The following is a 16,305-nucleotide window of genomic DNA, read 5'->3' on the forward strand; positions in this document are numbered from 1 at the left end:
GTATGAAGCCCGGGACGGTCACCTTCGTCATCTTCGACGGCTACGAGTCACTCGACCTCGCCGGTCCGTTCGAGGTGTTCGGCGAGGCCGGATACGACCTCACGGTCGTCGGGCCGAAGGCCGGTCACGTCCGGTCGAGCAAGGGCCTGTCGGTCAACCCGGACCTCTCGGTGGGAACCGCCGATCCACGCCGAACCGAGACGCTGGTCGCCGTGGGCGGCGACGGCGTGTTCGCGGCGAGGTCCAACCGCCGGATCATCGACTGGATCGCCGCCGCGGCCACCTCGGCCCGGCGGGTGACGTCGGTGTGCAGCGGCACGTTCCTGCTCGCGGAGGCGGGCCTGCTGCGCGATCGCCGGGTGACGACGCACTGGAGAGCCGCGGACCGGTTGGCGCGGGAGTACCCGGAGGTTCACGTCGACGCCGACCCGATCTTCATCCAGGACGGACCGTTCTGGACCTCCGCCGGCATCACGGCTGGCATGGACCTGGCACTCGCGCTCGTCGAGGAAGACCTCGGACCACAGGCCGCCCTCAACGTCGCCCGGGAACTGAACCTCTTCCTCCGTCGCCCCGGTAGCCAGTCGCAGTTCAGCGTCCCGCTGTGGGCCACACCGCCGGAGAGCGACGTGCTGCGCCGGGTCGTCGACGCCATCCACGCCGACCCCGGTGGTCAGCACGGCATCTCCGACCTAGCGGAGGTGGCCGGCCTCAGCCCACGACACCTGCAGCGACGGTTCACCAACGAGATCGGCCAGCCGCCCTCGGCCTACGTCGAGCGGGTCCGCATCGAGGCCGCCCAGCGGGACCTGTCCGAACGCGACGACCCCGTCGAGGCGATCGCCCGCCGCTACGGATTCGGAACCGCGGAGACGCTGCGCCGGACGTTCCACCGGATCGTCGGCATCGCGCCCTCGGACTACCGGGCCCGATTCCGCACCGCGAACGCATGAGCTCTGACGGGAGAACACCATGACCACCTACGGACTACTGATCTTCGACAAGGTAGAAGCACTGGACTTCGTCGGCCCCTGGCAGGTCTTCGCCTCATCCGCGGCGGTGCGGGCCCGCGACGGAGCCGGCGTCGACACGGTGGTGACGATCGCCGAGCGGCCCGATCCCGTCCGCTGCAACAAGGGGCCGCTGCGAGTCGTGCCCGACCACACTCTCGACGACCACCCACCCTTGGACGTCCTCCTCGTCCCCGGCGGCACCGGCACCCGGCACGAGATGACCAACCCAGCCGTGCTCGAATGGATCCAGCGGATGACCGCCCGCGTGGACTGGCTCGCCAGCGTGTGCACAGGCGCCGAGCTCCTCCACGCCGCCGGCCCCGCCCGAGGTCGCCGCGTCGCCACCGACTGGGAACTCGAGGACGAGCTCGAGGCCCGCGGCGACATCACCATCGTCCGCGACGCTCGCTACGTCGTCGACGGCAACCTGGTCACCAGCCAAGGCGTCTCAGCCGGGATCGACATGGCACTCTGGCTCATCGGCCGGCTCCACGGCCGGGCCCACTCCCGATTCGTCCGCCGCAAGATCCAGTACGAACCGGCCCCGCCCTTCATGGCCGACGAACCACTCGTCTCCTGAGAACTCGTTCCAAAGCGCCGGTGGGAGTTGCCGCCGTGATGTCGACCCCAGTGAGTTGGGGTCGTCGTCGTGAGGCGCTTCAGCTACGCGCCGCCGGATGACGACCGCGAGCCGGCCAGGCAATGTGCCTCGTGCACGCTGTGCCCCGGTACCGGAGGTGCGTCGATTTCGTCACGACGCCGCCGTTCCAGGTGGGCATCAGCAGCAACCGGTGTCCCAGCAGTCCTCGCAACAGTCCATGGTGGTCGTCTCCCCTCGCTGTGGACGTCTGCCGATCTCGGAGCGGTTCTCTGACCGTGACCGAAGTCCCCGTACGCGGTCGGACGCTCAGGTGCGAGCGAGGTGAGTGTGCACGAAGCGGATCGCCATCGCGCCGTCGCCGACGGCTGCGGCGATCCTCTTCACCGACCCGCTGCGGACGTCGCCGGCTGCGAACACGCCGGGCAGGCTGGTCTCCAGCGGCAGCGGCGCCCGGTTGACGTAGCGCCATGCGTCGCCGTCGCGGTTCACTGCTCGTTCGCCGACCCTGACGTACCCGTCGTCGTCGCGGTCGACGGCCTCGGCCAGCCAGGTGGTGCAAGGCTCGGCCCCGATGAACACGAACATCGAGGTCGCCTTCACAACTCGCCGCTCTCGCGTTTCGCGGTCGCGGACGACGACCTCCTCGAGAGTCCGGTCGCCGATCAGCTCGATCACCTCACAGCCGAGCAGGACATCGATGTTCGTGTCCGCCAGCACCCGCTCCACCAGGTAACGCGACATGCTCTCGTGCAGTGACGGCTCCCGGACCACCAGGTGCACCTCCGGGACCACCCGGGCGAGGAACGTCGCGGCCTGGCCGGCGGAGTTGCCGCCGCCTACCACGATCACCGGCTCGCCGGCGCACCTGGCCGCCTCGAGCGGCGTGGCCGCATAGTGCACACAGATCGGCTCGAACTCATCGACACGGGGCACGGGCAGCCGTCGGTACTGGACGCCGCTCGCTACGACCACCGCGCGCGCGACGACCGCTGTCCCGTCGTCGAGTCGGACGACGTAGCAGCCGCCGCGCCGCTCCAGCGCGATCGCACTGGCGGACACGCTGATCCGGGCACCGAACCTGTCCGCCTGCAGGCGCGCGCGCTCGGCCAGTTCTGCACCGGAGATGCCCGCCGGGAAGCCCACATAGTTTTCGATGTACGACGACGTCCCCGCTTGGCCACCGGTGGCGGAACTCTCGACGACGTGGGTGTCCAGACCTTCCGACGCCGCATAGACGGCGGCGGCCAGGCCGGCCGGTCCGGCACCGACGATGACCACGTCAGTCGTCATGGTCGACGGGCCGGTCTGACGCAGTCCGATGAGCTCGGCAACCTCCTTGTCGGCTGGCCGGCGCAGCAACGTCTGGCCGCGCCAGATCACGACCGGCGTCTCCTGGGGCGGCACGCCCCGCTCACGCAGCAATGCCTCGGCATCGATGTCTTCCTCGAGGTCGACGAACCGATGTGGCACGCGGTTGCGACAGACGAATTCCAGCAGCCGCATCGTCTCCCTCGAGTATCGCGACCCGATAATCCACAGCACGCTCGCCAGCTCACCGGGTAGTGAACGCCGCAGCAGGTATGCCCGTAGGACGAGGTCGCCGAAGACGGGATCGGCGGCAACCGCATCACGCAGCCGGCCCCGCGACAGCGCCAGCAATTCGCCGTCCTCGACGGCGACCGCCGTGAAGAACGCCACTTGGCCCGCCAGCAGGCTCAGCTCGCCGAGGAACCGGCCGGGGCCGTGCACCCTGACGATGCGCCGCTCGTCGTCGTCGCCATCGAGCACCGCGACCCGGCCACGAACGATGACCAACAAGTCGTTGCCGGGTTGCCCCTCGCGGAACAGCACATCGCCGGTTGTCATCGCCCGCCGCTCGCCGATGCTGGACAGCCGCCGCAACTGCTCCTCTGTGAGCCGCGGGAACGCGCCGTAGAGGTCCGGGGTTTCCGGGTAGGTGCCCACCGCAACGCCCACCGTGATCTCCAGCCCGCTCAGACGAACGCCTCGTGGGCGAAGCACCAGCGCCAGTTCTCCCCGGGCTCCAGCGACCGCACGATCGGATGCCCGCTCTGCTGGGCGTGCTTGCGGGCGTGCTTGTTCGGCGACGTATCGCAGCAGCCGACCTTGCCGCACGTGAGGCAGAGCCGCAGGTGCACCCAGGCCGAACCGGTGCGTAGGCAGTCCTCGCACCCCTTCGTACGCGGCAGTACCGGCCGGATGAACGCCAGATGCGGGTCATACGGGAGCGTGTTCATGTCCGCCCCGCTCGCTGCGCTGATCCGCCGAACTGTCGCCGGTGGCCGGATCTCCGTGTGGCGGCCGGTCGAAGTCGATGACCAAGTCACCGTCGCGCAACTCGACGCGGACGACAGAGTCCGTCGGCACGTCGCCGGCCAGCAGCGCCCGGCCGATGCGGGTCTCGACCTCGTGGGCGAGGTAGCGGCGCAGCGGCCGCGCCCCGTACACCGGGTCGTAGCCCTGCTCGGCGATGAACTCCCGCGCCGCATCAGTGACCTCCAGGTCGAGGCCGCGGTCGGCGAGACGCGCGCGCAGCTCCTGGAATTGCAGCGCGACGATGCGCTGGAGCTGACGTAACGTCAGCGGCTTGAACAGCACGATGTCATCGATGCGGTTGAGGAACTCGGGCCGGAAGTGCCGACGCAGCTCGTCCATGACCAAGTCGCGGGCCTCGGTCTTGAGATCGCCGTCGGGGGTGACGCCGTCGAGCAGGTATTGGCTGCCGATGTTCGACGTCATGATGACGACGGTGTTCCTGAAGTCGACCGTGCGGCCCTGCGCGTCGGTGATGCGGCCGTTGTCGAGTACCTGGAGCAGCGTGTTGAAGACGTCCGGGTGCGCCTTCTCGATCTCGTCGAAAAGCACGACGGAGTACGGCTTGCGGCGTGCAGCCTCAGTGAGCTGGCCGCCCTCCTCGTAGCCCACGTAGCCCGGCGGCGCACCGACCAGCCGGCTCACCGTGTGCCGTTCCTGGTACTCGCTCATGTCCAGACGCGTGATCGCGTCCTCGGTGTCGAACAGCGCCTCTGCCAGTGCCTTGGCCAGTTCGGTCTTGCCGACGCCGGTGGGGCCGAGGAAGATGAACGAGCCGATCGGGCGGCGCGGGTCCTTGATGCCGGACCGCGCCCTGATGATCGCGTCGGAGACCAGCTGGACCGCTTCGTCCTGCCCGATGATCCGCTGGTGCAGGATCTCGTCGAGTTGCAGCAGCTTCGCGCGCTCGCCCTCCTTGAGCCGGGCCACCGGGATGCCGGTCCATGCGGACACGATCTCGGCGATCTCGTCTGGCGTGACGACCTCGTTGAGCAGAGGCCGCGCCCCCTGCTTGGCGGTCAGCCGTTCGTCCTCGTCGGCCAGCTTCCGTTCCAGTTCGGCAAGGCGCCCGTAGCGCAGCTCGGCTGCGCCCTCGAGGTCGTAGCGGCGCTCGGCCTCCTCGGCCTGGCGGCGCACCTGTTCCAGCTCCTGGCGGAGCTCTTGGACCCGGCGGATCGCCTCGCGCTCGGCATTCCACTGCGCGTTCATCGCCATGGCCTCGGCGCGCAGGTCGGACAGCTCGCGGCGCAGCTCCTCGAGCCGGGTCTCGCTGACGGCGTCGGACTCCTTCGCCAGCGCGGCCTCCTCGATCTCCAGCCGCGTGACGCGGCGGGTGAGGTCGTCGAGCTCGGCCGGCATCGAGTCGATCTCCGTCCGCAGACGGGCGCAGGCCTCGTCGACCAGATCGATCGCCTTGTCCGGCAGGAACCGGTCGGTGATGTAGCGGTGGCTCAGCGTCACGGCGGCCACCAGCGCGGCGTCCTGGATGCGCACGCCGTGGAAGACCTCGAACCGCTCCCTCAGCCCGCGCAGGATCGAAATCGCATCCTCGACACTCGGCTCGTCGATGAGGACCGGCTGGAACCGCCGCTCCAGCGCCGCGTCCGGCTCGACATGCTTCCGGTATTCGTCGACGGTGGTGGCGCCGATCATGTGCAGCTCGCCACGGGCCAGCATCGGCTTGAGCATGTTGCCCGCATCCATGGCGCCTTCAGAGGCACCTGCGCCGACGACGGTGTGCATCTCGTCGACGAACAGTAGGATCCGGCCCTCACCGGCCTTGATCTCGGCCAGCACCGCCTGCAGCCGCTCCTCGAACTCGCCGCGGTACTTCGCGCCGGCGATCAGCAGTCCCAGGTCGAGGGCGAAGACGGTCCGGTCGCGTAGCCCGTCGGGCACGTCGCCGTTGACGATCCGCTGCGCCAGACCCTCCACGATCGCGGTCTTGCCGACGCCGGGGTCGCCGATGAGGACAGGGTTGTTCTTCGTCTTGCGAGACAGGATCTGCATGACCCTGCGGATCTCGGCGTCGCGGCCGATGACGGGGTCCATGCGTCCCGCGTGTGCCTCGGCCACCAGGTCGCGGCCGTACTTCTCCAGCGCCTCATAGGTCGCCTCCGGCGTCGCCGACGTCACCCGCTGGCTGCCACGAATACGGGTCAGCGCGTTGAGCACCGCCTCGCGCCTGGCGCCGTGCTCGTTGAGCCGCCGGCCGGCCGCCGTCGAGGAGCCCTCGTCGGCCAGCGCGAGCAGCAGATGCTCGACGGACATGTACTCGTCCTTGAGCCGCTGCGCCTCGCGGCTGGCCGAGTCCAGCAGCCGCGACAGCCTCTGGGTGACGAATACCTGGCCGGGGGGCGCGCCTGGACCGGTCAGCTTCGGTTTGCGGCGCAGGTCCGCCTCGGCCTCGGCGTGCAGGGTCTCGACGTCGACGCCGATCGTGCGCAGTAGCTGCGGAACCAGCCCGTCCTGCTGGTCGAGCAGCGCGAACAGCAGGTGCTCGCCGTCGACCTCGGTATGCCCGTGCGCGGTGGCCACGCTCTGCGCGTGTTGCAGGGTCTCCTGCGACTTCTGAGTCAGCTTGTTCATGTCCACGACCGCACACTCCTTGACCGGACGACGGTGGTGGACGGGGCGAGCCGCGCCGTCGTCTGCGCGGTCGTGAGCGCGGACTCCAGCCGGTCGATGCGGTCGAGCAGGTCCAGCACGAGCCCGATGGCGGCGTAGTTCAGGGACAGTCCGGCCCGCAGCCGTTGGATCCGGCCGACGGTGGTCAGCTGGTCCGGCTGGAACCGCAGGTCGTCGCCCTGCCGGGTGGCGTCGAGCAGGCCCAGGGCCACGAACCGACGCACGAGCTCCGGGTGCAGGCCGGCGTGCCAGGAGAAGTCGGACAGGCCGAGCGTCGTCCCGTGCGCCGGGCCGGCGACAGGGCGCCAGACCGTCATGCGCCGGTGCGGCAGCGGATCGTGAGCGGTCACGGGTCACCTCCGGGGATCGAAGTGGGATTCGCGTGCGAGCGCCTCGAACAGCTCACGCTCGCGCGGGGTCAGGGTGGGCGGGACGACGATCTTCACGTGGGCGTACAGGTCGCCGGCTGGGCCGCCTCCGGATGCGGGCAGGCCCTGACCGCGCAGCCGCAGCCCTCGACCCGATGACGTGCCAGGCGGCACCTTGACCTTGACGTCGCCTCCCGGTGTCTCGAGGACGACGGTCGCGCCCAATGCCGCGTCCCATGGCGCCACCGGCAGGTCCACATGCAGGTCGCGCCCCTCGACCCGGTAGCGCGGATGCGGAGCGATGCGCACCACCAGGTACAGGTCGCCCGAGGGGCCGCCACCGCCACCGCCGCCGCCCTCACCTGCCAGGCGAATGCGGGTGCCGTCGGTGGCACCTGGCGGAACGTCGACGGTGTAGGTGCGGCTGCCGCCGGGCCCGCTCAGCGCGACCTCGTGGCGGCCACCGCGGTAGGCCTCCTCCAGGCTCAGGTCGAGCACGGCCTCCTGGTCCGCGCCCGGGATCGGGCCGGCGGCCCCGCGGGCGCCGAACATGCTGCCGAACAGGTCGTCGAGGTCGATCCCGCCGAAGTCGCCCGGCGCGCCGCTCACGTGCACTCGGGTTCCGCCCCAGCGGCCGCCACCCGGCGGAGGTCGACCGCCGCCGCGTGCCCAGGTTTCCTGCCCGGGTCCCGCGCCCGCGCCGGCCTCGGCGTACTGCCGGAAGTCCGGGCCGAAGCGGTCGTAGCGGCGGCGTTGGTCCGGATCGGAGAGCACCTGGTAGGCCTCGTTGATCTCCTTGAACCTGTCCTCCGCGCCCGGGTCCTTGTTCACGTCCGGGTGGTGCGCGCGCGCCAGCCTCCGGAACGACTGCTGGATCTCCTCGGCGCTCGCGTTCCGCGGCACTCCGAGGGCCGCGTAGTAGTCACGCGCCATCGGGTGACTCCCGCCGCGACACGACGACAGCGGCTGGGCGCAACTGGCGGTCCGCGGTGCCGTAGCCGGGGTGGAGGATTCTCACGACGGTGCCGGGTTCGGCCCGCGCGTCGTCGACGACGCCGACGACCTCGTGGCGGGCCGGGTCGAAAGGCACACCGACCTCGGCGTCGCGGGGGTACCCGAGGCTCGCCAGGACCGCCACGGCCTGATCGTGCACCGCGAACAGCCCTGTGATCAGCGCGTCCTGGCCGCCGTCGGCGTCGGCGTGTGCGAGAGCCCGCTCGAGATTGTCCACGACGGGCACGAAGGCGGCGGCGACTCGAGCGCGTTCCGACTCACGCGCCTGCTCGAGTTCGCGGACGTGCCGCTTGCGCAGGTTGTCCGCGTCGGCCAGTGCGCGGTGCCAGCGGTCCTCCAGCTCTTCGGCCGTGGGGCCGGTCCGGGTATCGGTGGCGGTGTGGCTCTTCGACGGCGGCACCTGCTCGCCGCCCTCCGCGGCCGGCTCGCGGGCGGCGTCCGTCGTGGGCCGCACAGGCTGCTGGGCGGCGCCGCTCGGGTTCTCGGTCACCATGGCCCGCCCTCAGGCCTGGTCGAACTCAGCGTCGACGACGTCGTCGTCGGCTCGAGCACCCGCGCCGCCGGCCGGACCATCGCCCCCGTCGGTGGGACGTGTCTGCATCAGGCTCTGCGTCACCTGCTGGAGGTCGGCCGTCAGCGAGCGGAGTCGCTCCAGGGCGGACTCCTCCTTCACGGCCTGCCGGGCGTCGGTGACGAGCAGGTTCGCCCGCGCCCGCTCGTGCTCAGGCACGGTGTCGCCGAGCTCGGTCAGCCGCCGCTCGACGTTGTACGCCGCCGAGTCCAGCTCGTTGCGGGCGTCGATCAGCTCCCGCAGTTGCTGGTCCGAGGACCGGTTCCGCTCGGCCTCCTCGATCATCCGCTCGACCTCGGAGGGGTCGAGGTTCGAGGTCTCGGTGATCGTGACGCTCTGCTCGGCGCCGGTGTCGCGGTCGCGGGCCGTGACGGACAGAATGCCGTTGGCGTCGACGTCGAACGTGACTTCGATCTGTGGCTCGCCACGCGGTGCCGACCGGATGTTCTCCAGCCGGAAGCGGCCCAGGACGCGGTTGTCGGCCGCCCGCTCGCGCTCACCCTGCAGGACGACGATGTCGACGGCGCTCTGCTGGTCCTCAGCGGTGGAGAACACCTCAGTGCGCCGAGCCGGGATGGTCGTGTTCCGATCGATGATCTTCGTCATGCGGCCGCCCTGCGTCTCCACGCCCAGCGACAACGGCGTCACGTCGAGCAGCAGCACGTCCTGCACATCACCCTTGAGCACGCCGGCCTGGACCGCGGCGCCAAGCGCGACGACCTCGTCCGGGTTGACGCTCATGTTCGGGTCCTTGCCGCCGGTGAGCCGGCGGACCAGGTTCTGCACGGCCGGGATCCGAGTCGAGCCGCCGACCAGGATGACCTCGTCGATGTCGTCGGCGGTCACCTTCGCGTCGGACATCGCCTGCTGCACCGGGCCCAGGCAGCGCTCGACCAGGTCCGCCGTCAGCTGTTCGAACGTCGAGCGCATCAACGTCGTCGTCAGGTGCTTGGGACCGGAGGCGTCCGCCGTCACGAACGGCAAGTTGATCTGCGCCTGGGTGACCGAGCTGAGCTCGGTCTTGGCCTTCTCCGCGGCCTCGAACAGCCGCTGCAGCGCCTGTGCGTCCGTGCGCAGGTCGATCCCGTTGTCCCGCTGGAACTCGTCGGCCAGGTGGTCCACGACGCGGCGGTCGAAGTCGTCGCCGCCCAGGTGCGAGTCTCCTGCTGTCGCCCGCACCTCGACGACGCCGTCACCGACGTCGAGGAGGCTGACGTCGAATGTCCCGCCCCCGAGGTCGAACACAAGGACCGTCTCATGGCCCTTCTTGTCCAGACCATAGGCCAGCGCCGCGGCGGTCGGCTCGTTGATGATCCGCAGGACCTCGAGGCCGGCGATGCGGCCGGCGTCCTTGGTGGCGGTGCGCTGTGCGTCGTTGAAGTACGCCGGGACCGTGATGACGGCTTCGGTGACCCGCTCGCCCAGCGCCTTGCCGGCGTCGTCGGCGAGCTTACGCAGAACGAGTGCGCTGATCTCTTCCGGAGAGTACTGCTTGTCGCGCACCCGGAAGCGGGCGGCGCCGTCGGCTCCCTCGACGACGTCGAAGCCCACCGCCTTCGCCTCCTCGGACACCTCGTCGAACCTGCGGCCGATGAACCGCTTGGCCGAGTAGATGGTGCCCTTGGGATTGAGGATCGCCTGCCGGCGCGCGAGCTGCCCAACGAGCCGCTCGCCGCTGTCGGTGAAGGCCACCACGGACGGGGTGGTGCGGTTGCCCTCTGCATTCGGAATGACAACCGGTTCGCCGCCTTCCCACGCGGAGATGACGGAGTTGGTCGTGCCCAGGTCGATGCCGACTGCCTTGGCCATCGGGCTGTCCTTTCGCTCGTACGTGCGGCGGACTAGTGCGGGCGGCTCTCCGATGGCCGGTTCTGCCGCTCGGCGAGCAACAGCCCCGTGATCAGCGGGTCGATCCAGTCGAACAGCCCGACGACCCAGCCGAACAGGGCTCCGATGACCGCGCCCGACGCCGCTCCGCGTAGTGCCGAACCGGCGTACGTGAGGCGCCCGGTGACCTCCTCGATCATGACCAGGTCGTGGCCGACCACCGCGACTCGCTCGACCGGGAACCGGCGGTCAGACAGGTAGTCGACCGCCCGCTCCGCCTCGGCGTAGGTCTCGAACGCCGCTATGGTGCGGCGTCCCTGCCGAGCGCGCAGCCGCTCCTCGGGTGGGTTGGTCATCGGTCATCCTCAGGCATGGGCCGGCTGAGCGCCGGTCTGTTGCGGCTCAGCAGCGGTCGCCGCGCCACCACCGATCCGGACCCTGCGCGGCTTGGACTCCTCGGCCACGGGAATGGTGAGTGTGAGCACTCCACGGTCGTAGGAGGCAGTCAGTCGCGCAGGGTCGAGGTTCTCGCCCAGGAAGAGCTGGCGGGTGAACTCGCCGTGGGGCCGCTCGTCCACCAGAAGCTCGTCGCCGTCCTGCCGGGGCGATCCCCGGTGCGCTCGGACGCTGACGACGTTGCGCTCGATCGTGAGGTCGACGTCCTCCTCACTCACGCCCGGCAGATCGAGGTGGACGAAGAACTGGTCGCCCCGCCGGTAGGCCTCCATCGGAACCACCCGGGGCATGACGCGGTTACCGGCGAACACCTGCTCGGCGACGCGGTCGAACTCACGGAACGGGTCGAAGCGCATCAGAGTCATGGTCTAGTTCCTCCATCGACAGAGGCACCAGCGATCAGGACGGCACGAGGTTCACGGCCAGCGCCCTGCGACGATCACTCGCCTCCGCGCACGATTCCGACGGAAGGTGCCTCACCTGCCAGGGGTCCAGGGCCCGACCACTGCTCACCCTCGACCACCCTCGGCCGGTGCACATCGCTTGAACACGTGAGATCCCCGATCTGGCGCAGCTGTCGTGATGATCTTGGGTTCGTTAGCCCGCCTGCACAGGCACCGGAATCCATGCCCTCAGATGGCTTGAACCTGCCACGTGCGGTCAGATCAGCGACGATCACGACGGTCCGCGTCAGTTGGCTCCGTCAGGGCCCTTCCGGTCGCTCGTGGAGTGCCGGCCAGCGACGATGACCGCCAGCTCGACCCGCGAGTTGATGGTCAGCTTCCGGAACACCGACCGCAGATGCGAATTGATCGTGTGCGCGCTGAGGAACATCTGCGTGGCGACCTGACGGTCGGTGAGTCCTTGCGAGACCAACTCCACGACGGCCCGTTCGGTGTCGGTCAGGCTGTCCCAGCCCATGACCGGCCGATCGGCTCTCTTCCAATGCCGGCGGTGCACCCCCAGCCGGCGGAGCCGGCGTCGCGTCCGAGCGATGTCTCGCACGGCTCCCGTCTGTTCATAGGCGGCTACCGCGTGTTCGAGACTCTTGATAGCCCCATCGCGGTTGCCCGAGCCGGTGTCCTCCAGGACGCCGAGGTCCTCGGCGGCGGAGGACGCGGCCCACATGTCGGGCTGCTCCGAGACGGCGATCCGTAGCGACCCGAGGTCACGATCGAGCAGCCCTCGTGCGTGTGCGGCCGACGCGACGGCGGTGGGGAAGCCTTCGTTTGCGGTGGCGATCCGCTCAGCCTCGGCGACGACGGCCTCAGCCTTGTCACGGTGCCCCTCGGCCAGTGCCAGCCGCGTCAGCCACGCCGCTGCCGCCGGTTGCTGCACCATGAGCCATACGTAGGCATGCGGCCGCTCATACACGCCGTCCAGCAGCCGCACCGCGCGGGGGCGGTCCCCTCGTGCCGCAGCGAGCTGAGCATCGAGCCAGAGCAACCGACGGGCGTCCGCGACCACCACGCCATGCGCGCGTTCCTGCCTCAACCGGTCCACGAGCTTCTCGACGGCGTTGAGGTTCCCGCGGCGCAGTTCGACGGCCGCCAGTACGCCCAGAGCCTCCGGGATGTACAGGTGCGTGCCGAGTTCGGCAGCGATCGTCTGGCTGTTCTCCGCCTCCAGTAGTGCGTCGTCGAGGTGCCCGGTGGCGAGGTGGATCCGCGCGCCCAAGAGGCTGGGTATGGCGGCATACACCGTGTCGCCCAGCCTCACGATCTCCCCTTGGACCTCGTGTGCGACGGTCTCGGCCTCGTCGAGCCTGGCAAGGGCCTGGAGCATGAGTGCGAGCGTGATCCGCGGGCGCGTCCGGTGGCCGTTCGCAGTCCCCGCGTCCGCGTGCCGCACCGCTTCCCGGATGTGGGTCACGGCATCAGCGAGTCTTGCGTCCTCCCACGCCACCTGAGCGAGCCCTGCCCTAGCCGCGGCCAGGGTGGATCTGTCGCTTCTTCCTTCGGCGACGAGGCGCTCGGACATGAGACGTACCTGGCCGAGATCGCCGATGGTCATCCAAGCAACCAGCCGCTCCGCCTCAGCAGCGCCGAGGATCTCCGGCGGTAGGTCAGTGTCGGTGAGGACCTCGTCCGCCTCCTTGACGGCCTCCTCCGGTCGACCGTCATGGATGAGGATCCAGCACAGAGAGCACCGAAGCTGGGCTCCGGCCGGCGTGCGCGGGTCGCCGGCAAGACTTCCCCGGGCGAGCTCAGCAGCCTGCGGGAGCCGTCGGGCCGCGACCAGAGCATTCACCGCGACCACCGCGCGCTGGAACCGGCCGGGATCGGTCGGTGCGCTCAAATCGAGCGCGCGCAGGGCGAGATCGACAGCGACCTGCGGTGACGCCCGCAGCGTCTCTCGCGCCGCGCGATCCAGTCCGGCCAGGGCGCGATGGTCGCCCGATCGCGCGCCCTTCAAGAGGTGTCCGGCCGCCTCAGTCGCGGAGCCGCCGCGCGCGAGCATCATGTCACCGGCCTGCCGATGGAGTGCGGTGCGCAGGGTGTCCGGAATCGTCTGCCTCACCACTTGCCACACCAGCCCTTGCCGGAATGACAACGTCTCCGGGCCGGAGTCCAGGACACCTGCGGCCAGCGCCTCATCAAGCGCGGACAACAGCCTGCTGGGCGGTTCGCCGAGCAACTCGGCGACGTCATCGACGAGGAACGATTTCCCGAGAACTGCGGCGACACCCAGCAGATCTCGGGTAGGCGGCTTGAGCCGGAGCAGCCGCAGCCGCACCACCGCATGGACCCGTTGCGGCAGTCCACGATGGATCAAAGTCGCTTGCCGGTCTCGGATCTCCAAGGCACCTTCGTCACGCAGGCCGGCGACCAGTTCGGTGATCAACAACGGATTCCCGCCCGCGTCGGCCGCGAGCGATACCAAGGCCGGTTCTGGGGCCGCACCCAGCACATCTGCAATGAGCTCGACCACGGACGCATCAGGCAGTGGACCGAGTGTCATCGTCGTGATCTGGCCTGACACCAGCGGCGGGTGGAAATCCTCCGGCCTCTCGACCTCGTCGCCGGTTCGACGGGCGATGATCCAAGCCAGTGGATGGGAATCCAATTGCGGCGGCAGGGCTCGTAGCGCGAACAGCGTGGTGGGATCCGCCCACTGGACGTCGTCGACGGTCACCAGGACTTGCCCCTTGCCCGCTCGCTGCTCGAGGACGGCACGCACCTCCTCGAGCAGCCACAGCCGCATGTCCAAGGACTGGCCGGGGGCCTTGCGCAGCGTGTCTACGGCGTTCCCGAGCATCGGCAGCAACGCGCCAAGTGGAATCAGCTGGGCCATCTCGTCTCCGCCACCGGACAAGTGCTGAAACCCAGCCGACAGTGCGAACTCAGCCGCCGACGCCAGGATGGCGGTCTTCCCTGACCCTTGCGGACCCTCGACCAGCAGCATGCCACCGCGACCGGACCGTGCCATCTCCAGTAAGGCGACGATCTTCGCCCATTCCCGGTCTCGATCTCTGAGGCCGTTGACAGGCAGGATGAGGTCGGCCGCTCGGCGAGTCCGCCCTCCGCCGCCAGACACCACCCTCGGTCCCATGCACACCCCCGGGCTAGTGCCCAACACCGGGCGTTGACCAGCTCTGGTCACGCTTGACAGGTACCGCCACTCCCGTCACGGTCCCGCCGCTGGCCGATAACGAGACGGTATCAGCTAGCTCACGGCGAAATCTGGGGTTTGATGCGACAAGAGTGAGTTCGCCCGATCAAGGGATGCATCTCGTCAGGCACTCGTAGATGCTGTTGATCAGGTCCCCTTCGCAATTGCGCTCGTGATGAATCCGCATTCCGTCGACGGGACCATCACAAGAGCAGGAGAGTGATCATGCAAGCCGAGATCGGTGACCACATCCTCATTCACGGATGACAGGTCGGCGCCGCCACCCGGTCGGGCACGATCGTCGGCGTTCGAGGTTCCAACGGGACTCCTCCCTATTCCGTTCGCTGGGACGACTCAGACGCCCAGAGCCTCGTCTATCCCGGCGCTGACGCCGAGATCGGGCAACCGGACCTGCCCGGGTCGTACCCGATGTCGTGATGGAGCCGACTCACGGCGAGCCTGACGTCCGACCGGCGCCGACGGCAACGCCGGCCTGCTACCTGCGTCCCACCCGCGCCCAGTCCGGCGAGATCTATCGGTACGTTCCGGTATAGCTAGCTCAAGTACGCAACCGTGGCGCCGTCGACGTGGTGATCGACCTCTCGGAGGCAGATCGATTTGATATTGCCGGCTTCGCAGCGTTCGTGAGGTTGCTCGTTCGCGAGGGCAGGCGGCCGGCGATTCACCACGTTCCGGCGCATATCGCCGTGGGTCTCGAAGAACTGGACCTCTTTGATCGTTCCTTCGCCGTCGAGCCGGCCCGGCCACCGGGCCGACCGATTCGGCCGCCTGAATCGCGGATGGTGTCGCTTCGCGTTCCATGGCTGCTGCACCGGCAATTGCAGATGAAGGCCGCGCGCGAGTCGACGACCGTTGACGACCTGATCCTCGACGCGATTCGCGTTCAACTATCGTCCGCGGCTCCTGAACCCTGCGGGCCTCCGCACGACTGACGCCGGAGGCGCCACCGAAGCAGGGGCTGGGCATGGATGACGGACCACTGTGACGCCAGCTCGGGCTCATCGGGGCCGCTGCCGCGTTCTTCCCCGCAGGTCGACGCGAAGGAGCGTCCCCGATGGCTCGAGACCGTATCTCGGCATTGCCGCTGCTCAGGATGAACGAACGCCATCGCCAATCGTCGGCGGCAACAGTCGGGATCAGCGGTCGTGGTGGTCGGTCGTGGCGGCGATGCGTCGGTTCTGGGCGGCGGTGGTGAGGGTGTCGATGTGGTCGGCGATGTCAGGGTGGCTTTCGCGGACGTGCTCGCTGGCGGTTTCGAGCAGCGGCAGAAGGGTCGCGGGGTCGTCGCCGCCGAGCGCGTCGCCGAGTTCGGCGGCGTGGCTCTGTGCGGCGTCGGTGAGGCCGCTGGTGGTGCTGACCTGGCCGGCGAGGCGGCGTAGTTCGGCGGCGTTGGAGTGCGCCCAGGCGGTCACGGCGCGTTGGCCGGCCCGTCTGCCTCGCACAGCCCGCACGCGACCCTCGGCGGTGGTGCCGCCCGGGGTCGGGTCGAGACGCAGGTAGCGCCGCTCGGCGGCTTGGCGGCTGGTGACGCCGAGCGCGGGCGCCAGTTGCGCCCAGCTGGCACCGGCGTCGCGAGCGGCGGCGATCAAAGGCGCCTCGATGCCGGCGACCCGCTCGCGGATGTCACGGAGGACTTCGAGCGCGCCGACCAGCTGGACGCTGTCGGCACCGGACTCGGCGGCGCGGCTCAGGTCGTCGAGTCGGGCCACGACGCCGGCGATCGCCGCGTCGACGGATGTGTCGTCCACTCCCCACCTTCAGTCGTCATCTCAATGACCATCCTACTTGTCATCGTTGTGACGACATACTATCCTGAGTTCTGCGCGTTGACATCCATAGTCGAGAGCTTCGGGAGGTGTT

14 protein-coding genes and 1 pseudogene are annotated in these 16,305 nt (G+C 69.3%); 4 read left to right on the forward strand and 11 right to left on the reverse strand.

Annotated features, from left to right (window positions below; all coding sequences use genetic code 11):
- Positions 1-2 precede the first annotated feature (2 nt).
- Together ACW62_RS02190 and ACW62_RS02195 are read left to right on the forward strand one after the other, a co-directional pair.
- Positions 3-953 (forward strand): GlxA family transcriptional regulator, encoded by a 951-nt coding sequence (locus ACW62_RS02190; RefSeq protein ID WP_053202417.1) that lies wholly within the window; start codon positions 3-5, stop codon positions 951-953.
- Positions 954-972: 19 nt separating this feature from the next.
- A complete protein-coding gene (locus ACW62_RS02195) occupies positions 973-1,593 on the forward strand; it encodes a DJ-1/PfpI family protein (protein ID WP_053202418.1) in 621 nt (206 codons plus the stop codon).
- Between the two features lie 327 nt (positions 1,594-1,920).
- Here the strand turns inward: ACW62_RS02195 and ACW62_RS02200 are convergent, their stop codons facing one another.
- The 10 genes from ACW62_RS02200 to ACW62_RS02245 all read right to left on the reverse strand — a co-directional run bounded on the left by ACW62_RS02200 (position 1,921) and on the right by ACW62_RS02245 (position 14,364).
- A complete protein-coding gene (locus ACW62_RS02200; protein WP_205629081.1) occupies positions 1,921-3,591 on the reverse strand; it encodes an FAD-dependent oxidoreductase in 1,671 nt (556 codons plus the stop codon).
- Positions 3,592-3,608: 17 nt separating this feature from the next.
- Complete coding sequence (locus ACW62_RS02205) at positions 3,609-3,872, reverse strand: UBP-type zinc finger domain-containing protein (RefSeq protein ID WP_053202419.1); 264 nt, start codon at positions 3,870-3,872, stop codon at positions 3,609-3,611.
- Positions 3,853-6,543 carry an ATP-dependent chaperone ClpB gene (gene clpB, locus ACW62_RS02210; RefSeq protein ID WP_083459038.1) on the reverse strand — a complete coding sequence of 897 codons (2,691 nt, stop codon included), beginning with the start codon at positions 6,541-6,543 and terminating at the stop codon, positions 3,853-3,855. The genes ACW62_RS02205 and clpB overlap by 20 nt, the downstream gene beginning before the upstream one ends.
- On the reverse strand, positions 6,534-6,926 hold the full coding sequence (locus ACW62_RS02215) for a chaperone modulator CbpM (RefSeq protein ID WP_240477204.1): 393 nt from the start codon (positions 6,924-6,926) through the stop codon (positions 6,534-6,536). Before ACW62_RS02215 ends, clpB begins: the two co-directional genes overlap by 10 nt.
- A 3-nt stretch (positions 6,927-6,929) precedes the next feature.
- Positions 6,930-7,877, reverse strand: coding sequence for a DnaJ C-terminal domain-containing protein (locus ACW62_RS02220; protein WP_053202420.1), 948 nt, complete (start codon positions 7,875-7,877; stop codon positions 6,930-6,932).
- Positions 7,867-8,451 carry a nucleotide exchange factor GrpE gene (locus ACW62_RS02225; protein ID WP_083459040.1) on the reverse strand — a complete coding sequence of 195 codons (585 nt, stop codon included), beginning with the start codon at positions 8,449-8,451 and terminating at the stop codon, positions 7,867-7,869. Before ACW62_RS02225 ends, ACW62_RS02220 begins: the two co-directional genes overlap by 11 nt.
- 9 nt (positions 8,452-8,460) lie before the next feature.
- Positions 8,461-10,338: a molecular chaperone DnaK gene (gene dnaK, locus ACW62_RS02230; RefSeq protein WP_053202421.1), complete on the reverse strand. Its 1,878-nt coding sequence runs from the start codon at positions 10,336-10,338 to the stop codon at positions 8,461-8,463.
- A 32-nt stretch (positions 10,339-10,370) separates the two neighbouring features.
- Positions 10,371-10,712 carry a YflT domain-containing protein gene (locus ACW62_RS02235; protein ID WP_053202422.1) on the reverse strand — a complete coding sequence of 114 codons (342 nt, stop codon included), beginning with the start codon at positions 10,710-10,712 and terminating at the stop codon, positions 10,371-10,373.
- Positions 10,713-10,721: 9 nt separating this feature from the next.
- Positions 10,722-11,177 carry an Hsp20/alpha crystallin family protein gene (locus ACW62_RS02240; protein WP_053202423.1) on the reverse strand — a complete coding sequence of 152 codons (456 nt, stop codon included), beginning with the start codon at positions 11,175-11,177 and terminating at the stop codon, positions 10,722-10,724.
- Positions 11,178-11,502: 325 nt separating this feature from the next.
- Positions 11,503-14,364: a LuxR family transcriptional regulator gene (locus ACW62_RS02245; RefSeq protein ID WP_157574293.1), complete on the reverse strand. Its 2,862-nt coding sequence runs from the start codon at positions 14,362-14,364 to the stop codon at positions 11,503-11,505.
- Positions 14,365-14,706: 342 nt separating this feature from the next.
- Here ACW62_RS02245 and ACW62_RS36425 point away from each other — a divergent pair.
- Together ACW62_RS36425 and ACW62_RS02250 are read left to right on the forward strand one after the other, a co-directional pair.
- A pseudogene (locus ACW62_RS36425) lies at positions 14,707-14,862 on the forward strand (DUF1918 domain-containing protein); the annotation flags it as partial.
- A 149-nt stretch (positions 14,863-15,011) separates the two neighbouring features.
- On the forward strand, positions 15,012-15,377 hold the full coding sequence (locus tag ACW62_RS02250; protein WP_053202425.1) for a hypothetical protein: 366 nt from the start codon (positions 15,012-15,014) through the stop codon (positions 15,375-15,377).
- A 204-nt stretch (positions 15,378-15,581) separates the two neighbouring features.
- Here the strand turns inward: ACW62_RS02250 and ACW62_RS02255 are convergent, their stop codons facing one another.
- Positions 15,582-16,193, reverse strand: a complete 612-nt coding sequence (locus ACW62_RS02255) for a type III effector protein (protein WP_205629082.1) — start codon at positions 16,191-16,193, stop codon at positions 15,582-15,584.
- Positions 16,194-16,305 lie beyond the last annotated feature (112 nt).

It is taken from the genome of Jiangella muralis (genome assembly GCF_001270745.1).
GTDB classification, from domain to species: Bacteria; Actinomycetota; Actinomycetes; order Jiangellales; family Jiangellaceae; genus Jiangella; species Jiangella muralis.

Coding starts and splice junctions, on each gene's coding strand:
- ACW62_RS02195 (WP_053202418.1), top strand. CDS start 973: ATGACCACCTACGGACTACTGATCTTCGACAAGGTAGAAGCACTGGAC.
- ACW62_RS02225 (WP_083459040.1), bottom strand. CDS start 8,451: ATGGTGACCGAGAACCCGAGCGGCGCCGCCCAGCAGCCTGTGCGGCCC.
- ACW62_RS02205 (WP_053202419.1), bottom strand. CDS start 3,872: ATGAACACGCTCCCGTATGACCCGCATCTGGCGTTCATCCGGCCGGTA.
- dnaK (WP_053202421.1), bottom strand. CDS start 10,338: ATGGCCAAGGCAGTCGGCATCGACCTGGGCACGACCAACTCCGTCATC.
- ACW62_RS02190 (WP_053202417.1), top strand. CDS start 3: ATGAAGCCCGGGACGGTCACCTTCGTCATCTTCGACGGCTACGAGTCA.
- ACW62_RS02235 (WP_053202422.1), bottom strand. CDS start 10,712: ATGACCAACCCACCCGAGGAGCGGCTGCGCGCTCGGCAGGGACGCCGC.
- ACW62_RS02245 (WP_157574293.1), bottom strand. CDS start 14,364: ATGGGACCGAGGGTGGTGTCTGGCGGCGGAGGGCGGACTCGCCGAGCG.
- ACW62_RS02220 (WP_053202420.1), bottom strand. CDS start 7,877: ATGGCGCGTGACTACTACGCGGCCCTCGGAGTGCCGCGGAACGCGAGC.
- ACW62_RS02240 (WP_053202423.1), bottom strand. CDS start 11,177: ATGACTCTGATGCGCTTCGACCCGTTCCGTGAGTTCGACCGCGTCGCC.